At 49.7% G+C, this 16,880-nt stretch carries 16 protein-coding genes; 7 read left to right on the top strand and 9 right to left on the bottom strand.

Annotated features, from left to right (window positions below; all coding sequences use genetic code 11):
- Window positions 1–87: 87 nt before the first annotated feature.
- From hutH to hutC, 3 genes are read right to left on the bottom strand one after another with little or no spacing between them, the layout of a single operon-like run.
- Window positions 88–1,623, bottom strand: a complete 1,536-nt coding sequence (gene hutH / locus M2404_RS01565; RefSeq protein ID WP_259237824.1) for a histidine ammonia-lyase — start codon at window positions 1,621–1,623, stop codon at window positions 88–90.
- Window positions 1,624–1,627: 4 nt separating this feature from the next.
- Window positions 1,628–3,301 carry a urocanate hydratase gene (gene hutU, locus M2404_RS01560; RefSeq protein WP_259237823.1) on the bottom strand — a complete coding sequence of 558 codons (1,674 nt, stop codon included), beginning with the start codon at window positions 3,299–3,301 and terminating at the stop codon, window positions 1,628–1,630.
- The gene (gene hutC, locus M2404_RS01555) at window positions 3,301–4,026 is read right to left on the bottom strand and encodes a histidine utilization repressor (RefSeq protein WP_215396659.1); all 726 of its coding nucleotides are present in this window, start codon (window positions 4,024–4,026) and stop codon (window positions 3,301–3,303) included. The genes hutU and hutC overlap by 1 nt, the downstream gene beginning before the upstream one ends.
- A 98-nt stretch (window positions 4,027–4,124) precedes the next feature.
- On the opposite strand from hutC, the gene hutI reads away from it, so the two are divergent.
- Entirely contained in the window at window positions 4,125–5,351 is a 1,227-nt protein-coding gene (hutI, locus tag M2404_RS01550) for an imidazolonepropionase (RefSeq protein ID WP_259237821.1), read from the top strand.
- A gap of 62 nt (window positions 5,352–5,413) precedes the next feature.
- Window positions 5,414–6,943, top strand: a complete 1,530-nt coding sequence (locus tag M2404_RS01545; RefSeq protein ID WP_259237820.1) for a putative bifunctional diguanylate cyclase/phosphodiesterase — start codon at window positions 5,414–5,416, stop codon at window positions 6,941–6,943.
- Here M2404_RS01545 and M2404_RS01540 read toward each other — a convergent pair.
- A complete protein-coding gene (locus tag M2404_RS01540) occupies window positions 6,930–7,988 on the bottom strand; it encodes a formimidoylglutamase (protein ID WP_259237819.1) in 1,059 nt (352 codons plus the stop codon). The genes M2404_RS01545 and M2404_RS01540 overlap by 14 nt on opposite strands.
- Before the next feature lie 12 nt (window positions 7,989–8,000).
- Window positions 8,001–8,486, bottom strand: a complete 486-nt coding sequence (gene rraA, locus M2404_RS01535; RefSeq protein ID WP_259237818.1) for a ribonuclease E activity regulator RraA — start codon at window positions 8,484–8,486, stop codon at window positions 8,001–8,003.
- A gap of 169 nt (window positions 8,487–8,655) precedes the next feature.
- On the opposite strand from rraA, the gene M2404_RS01530 reads away from it, so the two are divergent.
- From M2404_RS01530 to M2404_RS01510, 5 genes are all read left to right on the top strand, one after another.
- Window positions 8,656–10,665: a putative bifunctional diguanylate cyclase/phosphodiesterase gene (locus tag M2404_RS01530; RefSeq protein WP_259237816.1), complete on the top strand. Its 2,010-nt coding sequence runs from the start codon at window positions 8,656–8,658 to the stop codon at window positions 10,663–10,665.
- A gap of 54 nt (window positions 10,666–10,719) precedes the next feature.
- The gene (locus M2404_RS01525; protein ID WP_259237815.1) at window positions 10,720–11,244 is read left to right on the top strand and encodes a phosphatase PAP2 family protein; all 525 of its coding nucleotides are present in this window, start codon (window positions 10,720–10,722) and stop codon (window positions 11,242–11,244) included.
- A 79-nt stretch (window positions 11,245–11,323) separates the two neighbouring features.
- Window positions 11,324–13,183: a methyl-accepting chemotaxis protein gene (locus tag M2404_RS01520; protein WP_259237814.1), complete on the top strand. Its 1,860-nt coding sequence runs from the start codon at window positions 11,324–11,326 to the stop codon at window positions 13,181–13,183.
- 158 nt (window positions 13,184–13,341) lie between these two features.
- Window positions 13,342–13,593, top strand: coding sequence for a type II toxin-antitoxin system Phd/YefM family antitoxin (locus M2404_RS01515; protein ID WP_259237813.1), 252 nt, complete (start codon window positions 13,342–13,344; stop codon window positions 13,591–13,593).
- Window positions 13,583–13,870 carry a type II toxin-antitoxin system RelE family toxin gene (locus M2404_RS01510; protein WP_259237812.1) on the top strand — a complete coding sequence of 96 codons (288 nt, stop codon included), beginning with the start codon at window positions 13,583–13,585 and terminating at the stop codon, window positions 13,868–13,870. Before M2404_RS01515 ends, M2404_RS01510 begins: the two co-directional genes overlap by 11 nt.
- A gap of 50 nt (window positions 13,871–13,920) precedes the next feature.
- On the opposite strand, the gene M2404_RS01505 is transcribed toward M2404_RS01510, so the two are convergent.
- From M2404_RS01505 to M2404_RS01490, 4 genes are read right to left on the bottom strand one after another with little or no spacing between them, the layout of a single operon-like run.
- Entirely contained in the window at window positions 13,921–14,325 is a 405-nt protein-coding gene (locus M2404_RS01505; protein ID WP_259237810.1) for a gamma-butyrobetaine hydroxylase family protein, read from the bottom strand.
- 2 nt (window positions 14,326–14,327) lie between these two features.
- Window positions 14,328–15,662 (bottom strand): HslU--HslV peptidase ATPase subunit, encoded by a 1,335-nt coding sequence (gene hslU / locus M2404_RS01500; protein ID WP_259237808.1) that lies wholly within the window; start codon window positions 15,660–15,662, stop codon window positions 14,328–14,330.
- 11 nt (window positions 15,663–15,673) lie between these two features.
- Window positions 15,674–16,192, bottom strand: coding sequence for an ATP-dependent protease subunit HslV (gene hslV / locus M2404_RS01495; RefSeq protein WP_068232917.1), 519 nt, complete (start codon window positions 16,190–16,192; stop codon window positions 15,674–15,676).
- 58 nt (window positions 16,193–16,250) lie between these two features.
- Complete coding sequence (locus tag M2404_RS01490) at window positions 16,251–16,832, bottom strand: SPOR domain-containing protein (protein WP_259237807.1); 582 nt, start codon at window positions 16,830–16,832, stop codon at window positions 16,251–16,253.
- Window positions 16,833–16,880: the final 48 nt, after the last annotated feature.

Raw genomic sequence — 16,880 nt, 5'->3', positions numbered from 1 at the left:
AACAAAGAAACACTAACTGGTCCAGCCAGTAAAAAGGGACATGAACAAAAAGAGGGCGGCAGCACCAAAATGGTGCTGCCGTATAACTCAGAAGCTACACAGCAAATTTTGTGGTAGCAGGCTATTTAACTGACGTTGACGCAGCAAGCTGGCGCTTTGCTCAATGTCTGGTGCAAAGTAGCGATCTTCGCCATAAAAGCTTACCTGTTCGCGCAGGTAACTTTTTGCTTGCTCAACAGCCGGGGTAGATTTTAGCGGGGCGCGAAAATCCAAGCCCTGGGCAGCGGCGAGATATTCTACGGCTAATACGCCAATGGTATTTTCGGCCATGTCGGCTAAGCGTCTGGCGGCAAAGGTTGCCATGGAAACATGGTCTTCCTGGTTGGCTGACGTTGGCAGGCTGTCTACCGAGGCAGGATGTGCCAGGCTTTTGTTTTCAGAGGCCAGCGCTGCAGCCGTTACCTGAGCAATCATAAAACCACTGTTTACACCGCCGTTCGGTACTAAAAACGCCGGTAATTTGCTTAAGGTCGCGTCAATCAGCAGTGCCATGCGCCGCTCAGATATCGCACCAATTTCGGCAATCGCCAGCGCCAGGTTGTCTGCCGCCATGGCAACAGGCTCGGCATGAAAGTTACCGCCGGATAAAATATCGTTGTCATCGGCAAATACCAGTGGGTTGTCGGTAACGCCGTTGGCCTCAACTACCAATACATCTGCTGCCTGACGGATCTGCGTTAAACAGGCGCCCATTACCTGTGGTTGGCAGCGCAGGCTGTATGGGTCCTGTACTTTTTCACAGTTATGATGTGCTTCGCCAATTTCTGAAGTTGGGCCCAGCAGGTGGCGATAAATGGTGGCGGCATCAATTTGGCCGCGCTGGCCACGGGCCTGATGAATGCGGTCATCAAACGGCGAGCGGCTGCCCATAGCGGCCTCTACACTCATAGCGCCGATAACGGTACCGGCGGCAAATAAGTCTTCTGCTTTAAACAAGCCTTCCAGTGCCAAAGAGGTAGATGCCTGAGTACCGTTAAGCAGGGCTAAACCTTCTTTTGCTGCTAAGGTTACCGATTCTAACCCGGCAAAGGCCAGGCCTTCGCGGGCATCGTAAATCTGGCCTTTGTAGCTAACCTCGCCTTCGCCAATCAGTGGCAACACCATATGTGACAGTGGTGCTAAATCGCCGGATGCACCCACCGAGCCTTTTTTCGGGATACAGGGGTAAACTTCAGCGTTGACCAGCTTGATCAGTGCCTCGATAACTGACAGGCGGATACCTGAGAAGCCACGGGCCAGCGAGTTAATTTTCAGCACCATTAATAAACGTACTGTGCTGTCATCCATAATGTCGCCAAAGCCAGCTGCGTGGGATAACACAATAGACCTTTGCAATAGCTCTAATTCTTCGTTTTTTATCCGTGTATTGGCCAGTAAGCCAAAACCGGTATTAATGCCATACACCACACGGTTTTGCTTAATAATATCAGCCACGCAGGCCGCCGATTTTTCAATGCCGGCTATGGCTGAGTTGTCCAGGCTCAGTTCAACCGGGCCTTGTTGTACCTGGCGTAATTGCGCCAGTGTCAGGGTGCCCGGCACTAAATTCAGTTTAAAGCTCATGTTGTTACTCCGTTACCATTGGCAAGTCTAAGCCTTGTTCTGTTGCACAATTTACTGCGATATCGTAACCGGCATCGGCATGGCGCATTACGCCGGTACCAGGGTCGTTCCATAGTACGCGACCCAGGCGCGCCGCAGCTTGCTCTGTGCCGTCGGCAACTATTACCACGCCACTGTGCTGGCTGTAGCCCATACCTACGCCACCACCATGGTGTAGCGATACCCAGGTAGCACCACCGGCAGTGTTAAGCAGCGCATTTAATAACGGCCAGTCTGATACAGCGTCTGAGCCATCGAGCATGGCTTCGGTTTCGCGGTTCGGGCTGGCAACAGAGCCGGAGTCAAGATGATCACGCCCAATTACAACCGGTGCGCTCAGCTCGCCATTTTTTACCATTTCGTTAAAGGCCAGCGCGATACGGGCACGGTCTTTTAAACCAATCCAGCAAATACGTGCCGGTAAACCCTGAAACTGAATGCGCTCGCGCGCCATATCCAGCCAGTTATGCAGGTGTGGGTTATCGGGGATAAGCTCTTTTACTTTGGCATCGGTTTTATAGATGTCTTCGGCATTGCCAGATAAGGCAACCCAGCGAAACGGCCCTACGCCCTGGCAAAACAACGGCCGGATATAGGCCGGTACAAAGCCCGGGAAATCGAAAGCATTTGTTACGCCTTCATCTTTGGCCATCTGGCGGATGTTGTTACCGTAATCGGTGGCGACAGCACCCCGTTGCTGCATGGTCAGTATCGCTTGTACCTGCACTGCCATTGATTGCTTGGCGGCTTTTACCACACCGGCTTCATTGGTTTTACGTTGTGCAGCAGCTTGCTCCATGCTCCAGCCCTGTGGCAGGTAGCCATTTAACGGGTCGTGGGCAGAGGTTTGGTCGGTAACCACGTCCGGTGTAATACCGCGTGCGACTAACTCGGCAAACACATCGGCCGCATTGGCCAACAAGCCGATTGAGGTTGGCTTGCCTGCTGCTTTGGCTGCTTCCAGCATAGCCAGTGCTTCGTCCAGAGAGTGGGCTTTTTGATCCAGATAACGGGTTTTTAAGCGAAAATCGATACGGCTTTCGTCTACTTCACAGGCCAGCATATGAAAACCAGCCATAGTGGCGGCCAATGGCTGGGCGCCGCCCATACCGCCCAAACCGCCGGTTAATACCCACTTGCCGCTTGCCTGACCGTCAAAATGTTGCTTGGCAATAGCAACAAAGGTTTCATAGGTGCCTTGCACTATGCCCTGGGTGCCGATGTAAATCCACGACCCTGCAGTCATCTGGCCGTACATCATCAGGCCTTTGCGATCCAGCTCGTTAAAGTGCTGCCAGTTCGCCCAGGCGGGTACCAGGTTAGAGTTGGCAATCAGTACCCGTGGTGCGTCAGGGTGGGTGGGAAATACGCCAACCGGTTTACCGCTTTGTACCAATAGCGTCTGGTTATCTTCCAGCCGGTTTAATACTTCGACAATTTTGTCATAGCACTGCCAGTTACGGGCTGCCCGGCCAATACCGCCGTATACCACTAAGGCTTGCGGGTGTTCGGCTACTTCCGGGTCGAGGTTATTCATTAACATGCGCTTGGCGGCTTCAGTCTGCCAGCTTTTAGCGGTGATCTTGCTGCCGCGGTCGGCGCGGATCAGCCGGCTGTTATCAATACGTGGATCTGTCATCAGATAGTCTCTCTGCTGGGTAAAGAAAAGTTCAGATGGCCGCCTAAACGGTAGCGGCTACCCGGTGAGGTTAAATAGGCCAGGCTGACCGCGCCTTCACGGCTAAAAGTTCGGCGGGTTAAACGCAGGCAGGGTTCGGCTTTTTTCAGCATTAAATGCTTGCAGGTAAAATCGTCCGGCCAAATGGCTTCAACGGTGTGTTCGGCTTCGGTCAGTGGTGCAATAAAACTTAAATACTGGTGCGGCGTTTGCTGATTAAAGTCTTGTTTTACATAATCCGGTACCAGTTTAGGGCTAACGTAGCGTGCTTCTAACTGCAGCGGTTGGTTATTCTCTGAATGTACTATCAGGGAAAAATACACCGGCTCATTGCGCGTTAACCCGAGCGCAGCCGCGATAATAGTTGGGCAGGGTAACTCAGTCAGCTGTAGTAAGCGGGCACTATAGGCATGGCCACGGCTGTTAATTTCGTCGGCAATATTGCGGATCTCCAGCAGCGACGATTGCGATTTAAGCGCTGCAACAAAGCTGCCAACCCCCTGAGTGCGGTACAAAATGCCTTGTTCGGTCAGCTCCTGCAGCGCGCGTCTTGCTGTCATCCGGCTGACGCTGAATTGTTCGGCCAGCTCGTTTTCTGACGGCACCCGGCTATGCTCGGGCCAGGCCGCAATTTCAATCTGGCTGAGCATGTATTCTTTAATTTCGGCAAATTTGGCAACTGCCATAACACCCTCCGGTTTTACTAAATAAAAAATAAGCTAATTTAGTTGTATATACAAGTTGTTGGTGTAAAATTATTTCAAATGACTTACAGGACGCCTTTATGCAGCAGTTTGATGCTATCTGGATTAACGCCAATATCGCCACCATGACGGATAACGGTACTGCCTATGGCAGCATAGAAAACGGTGCTTTAGCGGTTAAAGACGGCCTGATTGCCTTTGTTGGCAGCAAAGCAGATTTGCCACCATTTGATGCTCTGGCTACCCCCTTGTATGACGCTGCCGGGCAGTGGCTGCTGCCGGGTTTTATTGATTGCCATACGCACCTGGTGTACGGCGGTAACCGCAGCAATGAGTTTGAAATGCGCTTAAACGGAGCCAGCTATCAGGATATTGCAGCAGCAGGCGGCGGTATTAAGGCTACGGTAGCGGCAACGCGTGCGGCCAGCCACGAAGATTTATTTGTGCTGGCCAAAGACCGGCTTAACACCCTGTTGGCGCAAGGTGTTACCACGGTAGAAATTAAATCCGGTTATGGCCTTGATTTAGCCACCGAGCAGAAAATTCTTGAAGTTGCTGCGCAGTTGGATAAGCACCATCCGGCAAGCGTACAAAAAACCTTTTTAGGCGCCCACGCCTTACCTGCCGAATTTAGTAATGATGCTGATGGCTACATTGAAGCAGTGTGCCAGATGTTGCCGCAATTACATGCGCTGAAGTTGGTTGATGCTGTTGACGTCTTTTGCGAAGGCATAGGTTTTACCCCTGAGCAAAGCTGCAAAGTGTTTGCTGCCGCCTGTGCGCTTGGTTTACCGGTTAAAGCTCATGCTGAGCAGTTGTCCAATTTAGGCGGCAGCGCTTTAGTAGCTGAGTTTGGCGGCTTGTCGGCTGATCATATCGAGTTTCTGGATGAAGCCGGTGTGGCGGCTATGGCCAAAGCAGGCACAGTGGCTGTATTGTTACCTGGCGCATTTTACTTTTTACGCGAGACTCAGCTACCGCCGATTGCACTACTGCGCCAATATGCTGTGCCGATGGCCATCGCTACTGACTTAAACCCCGGTACGTCGCCGCTGTGTTCTTTACCGCTGATGCTGAATATGGCCTGCACGCTGTTTCGTTTAACGCCACAAGAAGCTTTGCTTGGGGTAACCCGGCATGCGGCTAAAGCGCTTGGCTTGTCAGATCGCGGTACGCTGGCGGTGGGGCAGCGGGCTGATTTTGCCTGTTACGGCATAAGCCGGCCGGCAGAGTTATGCTACCAATTTGGTGTAAACTCACTTAAACAGCTGATTATTAATGGTAAAGAGATAAACCTGCGGCGTTAATCTGCTTTACAAGCTGGTATTTTAGCTTAAGCTAATAGCACGGTTTTTGCTGGAGTATTGCTTTGTCTTACCGGCTGCTTGTTCCTGGCTTGCTCAGTTGTCCGTTGGCAGCGCAGACATTTGAGCCTTCGTTGCCCATAGTTAGTTTGCTTAGTGGCTTTTTGCTGCTGGCATTTATCTACCTGTTTAAACTAAAACTCGACATCTATAAGCTGCAAAAAGCCAGCACCACAACAAAAGATAGTGGGCATGGCTTTTACTCTTTGCATGATGATATCAGCGGTTTTCCCAATAAATTCTTTTTACAGCAACAACTGGATGAGTTGTTAAAGCACTCGCCTGAGCAGCATTATTCATTGTTACTGATCAAAATAACGCAGTTTGATCAGGTGAACAAATTGCTGGGACACAGTAACAGTAACCTTATTCTGGCGCAGATAGCCCAGCGCATTAATGATCAACTGGCCGGCGAAGACAAAGCCCTGACATTTGAATATCGCCAGCAAAAACCCACCCGGGTATCTCACTTAGGTGGGGTTGATTTTGTGGTATGGGTAAACAGTGACGACAAAGCACATATGGCCGAGCATCTGGCAGACACGCTGGAGCGGGTTATTCCTGAATCTATGATCGTGTATGGCTGTGCTATTGATTACCAGTTGCAATCGGGTATTGCACATTATCCTGAACATGGTACGCAACTGAATGAGTTGTTGGAGCGGGCCTATCTTGCGTTGCAATATCACAGTTCTTTACAGGGCCGCAGCCAGGTGTTCAGTACCGACATGCTGCACTACAGCAATGACAAATTAACCCTGATGGCAGAATTGCGTCAGGCGATTGCCGAACAACAATTGGCGTTGTATATCCAGCCGCAGGTTGATATGCGTAGCCACGAAGTATTAGCCGGTGAAGTTTATATTCGCTGGCGCCACCCGAAGCGGGGCTTGCTGGCACCAGACAGTTTTTTGGCACTGGCTGAGGAAATGGGGGTTATTTACCCGTTGACGCAGTGGGTATTAAATGAAGCCATTGCCATGATCGCTACGCTGAAACAGACCGGGCTGGTAAGCAAAATTGCCGTGAATATTTCCAGTAAAGACTTATTGCACGATGAGCTGATAGAAGCGCTGGAACAGTTACTTGACCAATATCAGGTAGAACCCGGGCAACTGATATTGGAGCTGAAAGAGAGTGCGCTGGTCGCTGAGCCGCTAAAAGCCAAGACCATGCTGCAGCGTTTACACCAGTTGGGGGTTGAGCTGGCACTGGACGACTTTGGCACCGGTTTATCATCGCTGGCTTATATCCGGCAATTACCTATACAGCATGTTAAAGTTGACTGCTCTTTTATCAGTGGTTTGCATAAATCTGATATGAATGCTGCTATTACCGGTGCCATTATCGACATGGCGCGTAATCTGGATCTGGGGGTGATAGCCGAAGGCGTGGAAGAAGCAGAAGTAGAGCAGAAATTACTACGTATGGGCTGCAGCCGCGGCCAGGGCTTTTTTTACTCAAGGCCGTTTGAACTCAGTGGTTTTGCCGTATGGTTAAAGCAATGGCAGCCAGATAAGGTTAAATTGCAATAGCCTGATCTTTTTTACCCTGCATAAAGGCCACTACCAGCGCAGACAACACTTGCCCGGCTTCGTTAACGCCAGCAGCCAACCCTGCCGGATGTTGTGCCGGAGCGGCTTCTGCCAGATGTAAATAACGGCTTCGCGGTAATTTAGCCAACTGATAAACAAATTGCTCGGCTGCCTGCACGCTAATACCGCAACTAGTAAAGGCGCTTACCGGCATCAGGTTGATGCTGTCGGTATCTACTTCAATACCTATGTCGCCACTGCCTTGTACGACATTGTCGATGCACAGATCCAGCGCTTGCTGATAATTCAGCTCCTGACGGACAAAAATACGCTGGTAGCTACAAAATTCGCCGGTGGCCTGCTGTAACTGGGCCAGTGTTGCGGCAGAGTTTTTCAGCTCATGCAAACCCAGCACAAAATAGTGTTTTAGCAAGCCATCTTGCCAGGCATAGCTAAAGCCATTGCCACTGTGGCGGCCTTCAAGCGGCCGAAAATCTGAATGTGGGTCTAAATTGGCACAGTTAACCTGTTGGCCGCTGGCCTGGTTTAACGCTTTTATTATCGGATAACTATTATTGTGGCCACCGCCGATAACAACCGGTAATAAACCAGCAGTAAATATTGCCTGCACCACGTTTGCAACCCTGGTGTCCAATACTTCAACCAACTGCCGTAACTGGCTAAGCTGCAGTGGTTGTGAGATATCAAGAGTACAGGCTTGCTGTTGTAAGTCGGCGCACTGTATTTCGCCCAGCAGCAAAATTTGCCCGGCAGCAATGAAATGATTACTTTGCAGGTTTACAAATTTGCTTAAAAAAGCTGCCCAGCCTTTATCTGCCCCACCCAGGCCAAGGTTAGCGCGGGGGCCAATATCTTCCGGTACGCCCAGTAGTACAAAACGGCAGCCTTCGGCTTTGCTGTGTGCCAGTTGTCCGGCCAGGTTTAGCGCAGGATCAGGCAGGCTTAATACCTGCCCCAGGCGCTGCTCACCATCCCGGATGCTGTAGTATTGCTGTAGCTGATCGTGGGTAAAGAAATTCAGCATGCCGGTACCGTGTTATTCAATATCCAGTGCGTCTGGCGAGATGATAATGCCGGTGCTGTCGGCATACAGGTGATCGCCGGGTAAAAAGGTCACACCGGCAAAATTGACCGGTACATCGGTTTCACCAAAGCCTTTGTCATCAGCGCCCACCGGTATAGCATTAACGGCCTGGATACCGATATCAAAATCTTCCAGCAGATCCAGATCGCGCACACTGCCATAACATACTATACCTTCCCAGCCATTAGTGGCCGCCAGTGACGCCAGTTCGGCATCAATAATAGCGCGACGGGCAGAGCCACCGGCATCAATTAGCAGCACTTTGCCAATGCCCGGATCAGTTAGTATTTGCCGTACCAGACCGTTGTCTTCAAAACATTTGATGGTATGAATTTTACCACCAAAAGAACGTCTGCCGCCGTAGCTGGCAAACAGCGGCTCTACTACATCAACTAAATCGGCATAAAGATCACATAATTCAGAAGTGTTGTATTCCATAAGAAGCTCCGGCTGAGAAAAGGTACTGAGCCAACAGTATAGCGCTGACTGGAGTAAGCTCAAACTATTATTATTATTGGTTTTTCGTGGTTAATCGTCGGTTAGCCAGTTGTCGTTTTTGCAGGTTGTTTGCTATGGTGATGGTAACCAAATTTACCGGCTGCCAGTTGTGACCACCGAATTATTTGCCAGGTTTGTTGTGTACTTTACCCAGCTGGGCATAGCTTTACTATTGTGCTATTTGCTACGGCATTTCAGCCGGATATACCGGCAAGAATACATTAAATGCTGGTTTGCCGCTTTACTGTGTTTTGCCGTGTATCAGTCGGCAATTTTACTTCAGGGCATTTTGGGGCAGGCCCGGGGCACCACGCTATTACCTTCAGTGTTTCAGTTTGTGCTGATTTTCACAAGTTACGCTTTTGCTGTGCTGCTACTACGCGGCATGGTAATGACACGGCATGACAAGCAGCATGTGTTATTAAAGGTAAAACTGCAGCCTACTTTACTGCTGCTTGTTGCTGTAGCGCTGCTAAGTGTAGTGCCATTTGTGCTGAGCGATGCCCTGGCCGGTTGGCAGTTATATTTTCAGCTGTATATCAGGCTGCTACTTATGGGTATTGTGCTGCTAACCGCTGCTGTTGGGTTATGGCAAAGAATGTCACCTACGCTGGGGCAGCGGCTGGCAGTTGTTACCCTGATACTTTGGGGCTTATTGTACGTTGGCAATAGTATCTGGTTAATGCTGGCTGAGCGCCATGAGGAATGGAGTTACTGGATCCTGTTGTATAAAAGCACCGAACTGTTTTTGCTTTGTTGCCTCGGGTTAAGCCTGATTATATGGCTGCAAGAACATGAACGCAGTACAAATGTGCAGCTAGCCGAAAAAGCCCACTACCTTAACCGCTACGATCAGCTTACCGGGGCATTAAACCGTGACGCGCTGTTATCTGTTCTTAACGATCAGCTACGGCAGGAAAAGGCTGCACCGCTGCATTTGCTGATGCTGGGGTTAGATAAATTTAAAACCGTTAATGAATCCGTCGGCCTGAAGCAGGGCGATGAAATTTTACGCCAGTTGATCCGGCGGTTTGAACAAAGTGTGTTAAAACCGCTATTAATTGCCCGCACCGGTGGCGATATTTTTACTCTGGTTATTACTGATGTGCACAATGATAACCAGTTGCAGTTTGCCATCCGCCATTTGCAGCAATTGGTAGAAAAAAGCTTTGTGCTTGATTGTGGTTCATTAAAGTTAAGCTGTAGCATTGGCCTGGCTAAATTTCCCCAACACGCAACCAATGCTGAGCAACTGGTGCAAAAAGCTAATATTGCTTTTCATCAGGCCAAACGTATGCAAAGCCGCTGGCTGGAGTATCAGCCCGGCATGGAAGATGAAACCAGCCGTTTGATCAACTGGGAAACAGAGTTACTGGCTGCGATGGAGCATAACCAGTTTGTGTTGTACTTTCAGCCGCAATGCAGTGCACGCGGTGGCAACATAGAAGCCTTTGAAGTGCTGTTACGCTGGCAGCATCCGCAAAAAGGCTTTTTGGTACCAGGGCAGTTTTTACCCTTTGTGGAACAGCTGGGGCTAAACCGGCAACTGGATTTATGGGTACTGCGCAAAGCGGTAGACACTATCAGCCAGTGGAAACAGCAACAGTTGCATATTCCGCTGGCGGTAAATATGTCACCGGTAAATTTTCAGCAGGACGGCCTGAAGCGTGAAATCCAGCGGTTATTGTTGCAGTACAAAGTATCGCCGGATCTGCTGGAGCTTGAAATCACTGAAAATACGGCCATGCATGATATGGAAAAAGGCTCAAATTATGTGATGGAGCTACAGCAAATGGGCATTCGTGTATCTATTGATGATTTTGGTACCGGTTATTCTTCGCTGGCTTATTTGCGGCGTATGCCAATAGACAAAATTAAAATAGACCGCAGTTTTGTGATGGATATGGCCGGTAACGACTCCGACATGATGATCGTTAAAACCATGATTAAGCTGGCGCATGGTTTAGGTAAGCGTATTCTGGCTGAAGGCGTTGAAACAGACGTGCAGCTGCAACTGTTGCAGAGTATGTCCTGCGATGCGGTGCAGGGTTACTACCTGGCCAAACCGCTGACAGAGGCCGATGCCATAGCGTTTTATCGCAATAAAATGTCATTATAACGTCATAGAAAGCCGTTAGGCTGCGCTTAGTCAGGTAAATGACAGGGCGCAGTTATGTTACTTAAACGTCTGGAGCAATGGGACCACCACTCATTTTGCAGCTTGTTCAGCCGCAGCTCGTCCCGGCCGGCTTTTATAGCCAGCTACTTTTTGTCTAAAACGGCCGATGGCCCGCTGTATCTGCTGCTTTGCGGCATCTTGTATCTGCTTAACCATAACGACGCGACAGAACTAACTACGATACTGTTACTGGCGTTCTCGCTGGAATTACCACTGTATCTGGTGTTGAAAAACTGTATTAAACGGGCCCGGCCAACAGATATCTTGACGGTGTTTGGCTATGCGCATATTACCCCTTCAGACCGTTTTAGCCTGCCGTCCGGCCACACTGCCGGCGCTTTTGTAGTAGCAACCACATTAGCTATTTATTTTCCGGCGCTGGCAGTTTTAGCGCTGATCTGGGCCTGCAGTGTGGGCTTGTCACGTATTATGCTGGGTGTGCATTTTCCGCTGGATGTTATTGCCGGTGCCACTCTTGGTACTTTATGTAGTTTAAGTGCCTATATTATATACAATTAGTGTTTAACCAAAAAATAGCCCGCACTTTTATCCGGCTGCGCTATGCTCAACTAAGTTGTTAATAATCCGGGTGAGCAGCATGAATCAGTTACGACAATTATCAATAAAGCAGCGGTTGTTTATTAACGGCGGGGCACTGGTAGCGGCAATGGCCGTTATGTTGCTGATCCTGTTTTATCAAAGCGAGCAGTTAACCTCTCTGGCCAGAACACAGCAATTGGTAGAACAAATAAGTACCGACGTATTGATGTTTCGCCGCCATGAAAAAGATTTTGTTATGCGCACCGATTTACGTTACCAGCAACGGCTGAACGATCACTACAGTCAGATGCAGCAGCGCGCAATTGAGCTACTGCAGTTGTTAATGCAGCACAATATTGATGCTAAACCCTTACAGCAGTTTCTTGGTTTAACGGCGCAGTACCAGCAAGCGTTTAATCAGTTGGTGGCGCAGCAACAGGTTATTGGTTTGAACCCGTCATCGGGCATGATGGGAGAACTGCGTCAGACGGTACACCAGCTTGAAAGCCACTTTGAACAACTTGGCCATGACAATCTTAGCGTATGGTTGTTGCAATTACGCCGGGCAGAGAAAGACTTTCTGCTACGGCGCGATTTAGCTTACCAGCAGCAGTTTAACCAGATAGCATCGCAGTTACAGCAAGCGTTAGCTGATGATGCCAGTGGTAAAAATTTGCTGGCTAATTATCAGCAGCATTTTACTGCACTGGTGAGCTCAATGCAGCAAAGTGGTCTGGATGAAACCCAGGGCTTAACCGGGCAAATGCGCAGCGCTATTCAAGCTACCGAAGCCAGCCTTAGCGAGTTATCTGTGCAAACCAGCCAGGCTATTGCCAATGCTGTTACCTCAGTACAGCAACTGGCTGTAGGTGTTTTTGTTTTTGTGCTGGCGGTAGTGTTGCTGCTGGTAGCCATGACCAGCCGCAGCATACTGCGCCCGGTGCTTGACGTATGTAAAACCATTGGCCTTATTCGCAGCAGTAACGATTTTCGTATGCGGGTTGATGTTGCCGGTAAAGATGAAATGACCACCTTAGCAACAGACTTTAACGCTATGCTGGGGGATTTTCAGGATCTAATTAAAACGGTAAATCAGGCGCTGGAAATGCTGGACCAGGCCACCAATGAGCTGGCACAGTCTACCGCCGACACCAGCCGCGGCATGCAACAACAGCAAAGTGAAACCGATATGGTTGCCACAGCAGTAACGGAAATGGGCGCTACCATAAACGAAATTGCCAGCAATACAGAAAACACCGCGGCCAGAGCAGAAGCCACCAACCAGAATGCTCAAACCGGCAGAACGGAAGTACAGCAAACCGTGCAGCGTATTCAGCTGTTATCAGACCGGCTGCAAAATGCCGCCGGGGTAGTATCAGAGCTGGAGCAGGACAGCAAAACCATAGGTTCAGTGCTGGATGTTATCCGCGGCATTGCCGAACAAACAAACTTACTGGCGCTAAATGCCGCTATTGAAGCGGCCAGAGCTGGCGATCAGGGTCGTGGTTTTGCCGTAGTGGCCGACGAAGTACGTAACCTGGCAATGCGCACACAGGAATCAACCCGACAGATTGAGGCTATAGTAAGCGGCCTGCAGGGGCGCACTAATGAAATTGTCAAAGTTATGTTAAGTTGCCGCGAGCAGGGCAGCGAAAGCGCCAGCCAGGCTAATATAGCCATGCGTTTACTGGGCGAAATCACTGCAGATGTCAGCAATATTATGGATATGACCACGCAAATAGCCGCAGCAATTGAGCAGCAAAGCCACGTGGCAGCTGAGGTAAATAAAAACGTGGTTAAAATTAGGGATCTTTCGGATGAAACCTACGCCCACGCTAAGCAAAATGCGTCGATCAGCGAAGAAGTCGCCCAGCAGGCCGCACGGTTGCATCAAACGGTAGACCGGTTCCACGCCTGAGGCTACAGCAATATAAACACTACGTAAGCTCCAGCCCGTCTTATCAGACGGGTTTTGGTATTTGGCACCAACTGCAATACTGTAACCCCAATGCTGGCGCTTTTTATTGTATAGGTCTAAAATTAGCACTTAATTCGGTGTTGAAAAAAGGTGTTTTTATGAAGCGGGTTTTGGCAGATTGCTCAGTCAGCATTTCAGAGTTAAAAAAGAACCCAACAGCGTTACTTAACGAAGCGAATGGCGCTGCTGTTGCTATTCTTAATCACAATAAACCTACAGCTTACCTTGTTCCGGCAGAAACCTATGAATGGTTAATGGATATGCTGGACGATTATCAGTTATCACAATTGGTTGAAAGTCGAAGAGCAGGGCTTGCTGAAGCGGTGGAAATAAGTATCGATGACCTATAGGTTAAAGTTTCTGCCGGTTGCATTGAAAGAATGGGAAAAACTAGCGCCGCCCATTAAATCGCAATTCAAGAAAAAGCTAGCTGAACGGTTAGAAAATCCGCATGTCGCGTCAGCTAAGTTACGTGGGTATGACTCGGTCTACAAGATCAAATTGCGCACCGCAGGTTATCGACTGGTTTATGAAGTTATTGATAATGAAGTTGTAGTGTATGTACTGGCCGTTGGTAAACGTGACAAAGATGCGGTATATAAAAAGCTCGCTGCACGTCACAGTTAACATGCTGCTTAACCAACAGATTGTATCTGCCAGATTAATTACTAGCCGGTTTAATAACGCACTTTAACAGCAATTAAATCGTTGCGGTTGGCGTTGGCCTGCTCCAGTTGTGCCAGGTACTGTTGCCATAGTTCGCTTTGCTGCTCACTGAGCAGTTTAAGATATTGCCAGCTGTAGATGCCACTGTCGTGGCCATCGTCAAACACCAGCTTTACCGCATAATGGCCAACCGGTTGCAGCTTGCTGATGCTAACCTGCTTTTTATTGCTTACCAGTTTGGGCTTGCCGTGGCCGCGTACCTCAGCCGATGGCGAGAACACGCGCAAAAACTCTGCACTAAAACCCGCCACAGTACCATCGCTGAAGGTAATGTCCAGCGCCCGGCTCTGGTGGTGGTAGTGCAGGCGGCTAACCTGCAGCTGAGGAGTTTGTGCGCTGTGCTCTGTGTGGGCCATCGTTACAGAATAAACCGGCTTAAGTCGTCGTCTTTTACCAATGCACCCAGATGTTTTTCCACATAAGCGGCGTCAACTTCGATGTGTTCACCGGCATGGTCGGCTGCGTCATAGGAAATTTCTTCCAGCAGCCGCTCCATTACTGTGTACAGGCGGCGGGCACCGATGTTTTCTGTGGTTTCATTTACCTGCCATGCCGCTGCTGCCAGGCTTTTAATACCTTCGCCATTAAAACTCAGCTTAACGCCTTCGGTGGCAAGCATCGCTATAGATTGCTCAGTCAGGGAGGCTTTAGGCTCAGTTAGTATGCGCTCAAAATCGGCAGCACTTAATGCTTCCAGTTCTACCCGGATCGGCAGGCGGCCCTGTAGTTCCGGCACCAGATCTGACGGTTTGCTCATCTGAAAGGCGCCAGAGGCAATAAACAGAATATGGTCGGTTTTTACCATGCCGTGCTTGGTGTTAACGGTACATCCTTCGATAAGCGGCAGTAAGTCACGCTGTACGCCTTCGCGCGACACGTCAGGTCCGCTGGTTTCGCCGCGCTTACAAATTTTATCTATTTCATCAAGAAACACGATACCGTTTTGCTCTACCGCTTCCAAGGCCTGGGCTTTTAGCTCTTCCGGGTTTACCAGTTTGGCGGCTTCTTCTTCGATAAGTTGCTTAAAAGCCTCTTTGATTTTCAGTTTGCGCTTTTTCTTTTTCTCACTGCCAAGGCTCTGAAACATGCTTTGCAGTTGTGACGTCATTTCCTCCATACCTGGTGGTGCCATAATTTCAACGCCAATAGGGCCCTGCGACAGTTCCAGTTCAATTTCTTTATCGTCTAACTGGCCTTCGCGCAGTTTTTTACGAAACACCTGGCGGGTGTTGCTGTCTGCTGCCGGTTTATTATCGGCTTCGCCCCAGCTGTCACGGGCCGGTGGTAGCAGTACATCTAAAATGCGCTCTTCCGCGGCTTCTTCAGCACGAAAACGGTTTTTCTCAATGGCCTGCTCGCGGAACATCTTTACCGCGCTGTCGGCCAAATCGCGGATAATACTTTCTACTTCTTTGCCAACGTAGCCTACTTCAGTAAATTTGGTGGCTTCTACTTTTATAAAGGGCGCATTGGCTAACTTGGCCAGACGGCGGGCAATTTCAGTTTTACCGACACCGGTGGGGCCAATCATCAGAATGTTTTTTGGGGTGACTTCCTGGCGCAGTGCCGGGTCCAGTTGCATACGCCGCCAGCGGTTACGCAGGGCTATAGCAACAGCACGTTTGGCTTTATTCTGGCCGATAATGTGGCGGTCCAGCTCGTGCACAATTTCTCTTGGGGTCATATCAGACATAAAATACCTGCTTATAATTCTTCAATGGTCTGGTGGTGATTGGTGTAAACACAAATATCACCGGCAATAGTCAGACTTTTTTCAACAATGTCGCGCGCACTTAACTGGGTATTTTGCAGCAGTGCCGTGGCTGCAGCTTGGGCGTAAGGGCCGCCGCTGCCAATGGCAATAAGGTCATGCTCGGGCTGCACTACATCACCGTTACCGGTAATAATCAGCGAGGTATTGGCGTCGGCTACCGCAAGCAGTGCTTCAAGCTTGCGCAGCATGCGGTCGGTGCGCCAGTCTTTAGCCAGCTCAACGGCTGCGCGCATTAAATGGCCCTGATGCACTTCCAGCTTGGCTTCAAAGCGTTCAAATAAGGTAAAGGCGTCTGCCGTACCACCGGCAAAACCGGCAATAACTTTGTTGTTGTACAAACGACGAACTTTGCGGGCATTGCCCTTCATTACGGTGTTACCAAGCGAAACCTGGCCGTCACCGCCGATGGCAACGTGGCCATCGCGGCGAACAGAAACAATAGTGGTCATGAATAAGCCCTGTGGCGTGATTAACTTAAGGCTTAAGTGTGGTTGCCCCGGGCGCTTTTCAAGTCCAGTTCCAGACGCGGCAGGTATTGATATTCTGCTGGCGCAGGCGGTTCATGTCTGAAGTGGCCTTACGCTTTGATTCGTAAGGGCCCAACACCACCCGAAACCAAACACCGTTGTCACCTTCAGTACGGCGCACGGTTGAGGCAAAGCCGGCAAAAGCGATTTGGGCTTTCATGGCTTCAGCCTGCTGCTGCTGGCGGAATGAGCCACACTGCATCTGAAAAGGGCCGCTGGATTGTTGCTGTACCGGCACTTCTACAATCACTTCCTTGTTTTCCAGCTCTTTAATGTACTGGTATGGCTCTTCTGTTGGCTTGGCCGGTAACTCGTCTTTTTTAACAGCTTGCTGTTTTGGCGCCACCGGGGTTACCGGTGCGGCAGGTTGCTGGTTTAAATACCAGAGAAAATAAATAAAACCACTGACCAGTGTGAGAGTGACCAGCATTAACAACCAGGGTTTTTTCGGCGCGGCAGCGTTACTGTTGGCTCTGGCCGGACGGCGGCTGGCGGTTTTGGCCTTAGGCCGGCTGGCTTTAACGTAATCTTTTTGTGGCATAAGGTCAGGTAATTTGCTCAAACTTCAGGGCTTGGCGCTATTCTACTAGGTTAAACAGAAAAAGAAACA

Source organism: Rheinheimera pacifica (genome assembly GCF_024809855.1).
Classification (GTDB): Bacteria; Pseudomonadota; Gammaproteobacteria; order Enterobacterales; family Alteromonadaceae; genus Alishewanella; species Alishewanella pacifica_A.
This window is presented reverse-complemented; position numbering and strand designations above follow the sequence as displayed.

What these genes read in the sequence shown, in the direction of transcription:
- hutH (WP_259237824.1), bottom strand. Translation starts at nt 1,623, where the DNA reads ATGAGCTTTAAACTGAATTTAGTGCCGGGCACCCTGACACTGGCGCAA.
- hutU (WP_259237823.1), bottom strand. Translation starts at nt 3,301, where the DNA reads ATGACAGATCCACGTATTGATAACAGCCGGCTGATCCGCGCCGACCGC.
- hutC (WP_215396659.1), bottom strand. Translation starts at nt 4,026, where the DNA reads ATGGCAGTTGCCAAATTTGCCGAAATTAAAGAATACATGCTCAGCCAG.
- hutI (WP_259237821.1), top strand. Translation starts at nt 4,125, where the DNA reads ATGCAGCAGTTTGATGCTATCTGGATTAACGCCAATATCGCCACCATG.
- M2404_RS01540 (WP_259237819.1), bottom strand. Translation starts at nt 7,988, where the DNA reads ATGCTGAATTTCTTTACCCACGATCAGCTACAGCAATACTACAGCATC.
- rraA (WP_259237818.1), bottom strand. Translation starts at nt 8,486, where the DNA reads ATGGAATACAACACTTCTGAATTATGTGATCTTTATGCCGATTTAGTT.
- M2404_RS01525 (WP_259237815.1), top strand. Translation starts at nt 10,720, where the DNA reads ATGTTACTTAAACGTCTGGAGCAATGGGACCACCACTCATTTTGCAGC.
- M2404_RS01520 (WP_259237814.1), top strand. Translation starts at nt 11,324, where the DNA reads ATGAATCAGTTACGACAATTATCAATAAAGCAGCGGTTGTTTATTAAC.
- M2404_RS01515 (WP_259237813.1), top strand. Translation starts at nt 13,342, where the DNA reads ATGAAGCGGGTTTTGGCAGATTGCTCAGTCAGCATTTCAGAGTTAAAA.
- M2404_RS01510 (WP_259237812.1), top strand. Translation starts at nt 13,583, where the DNA reads ATGACCTATAGGTTAAAGTTTCTGCCGGTTGCATTGAAAGAATGGGAA.
- M2404_RS01505 (WP_259237810.1), bottom strand. Translation starts at nt 14,325, where the DNA reads ATGGCCCACACAGAGCACAGCGCACAAACTCCTCAGCTGCAGGTTAGC.
- hslU (WP_259237808.1), bottom strand. Translation starts at nt 15,662, where the DNA reads ATGTCTGATATGACCCCAAGAGAAATTGTGCACGAGCTGGACCGCCAC.
- hslV (WP_068232917.1), bottom strand. Translation starts at nt 16,192, where the DNA reads ATGACCACTATTGTTTCTGTTCGCCGCGATGGCCACGTTGCCATCGGC.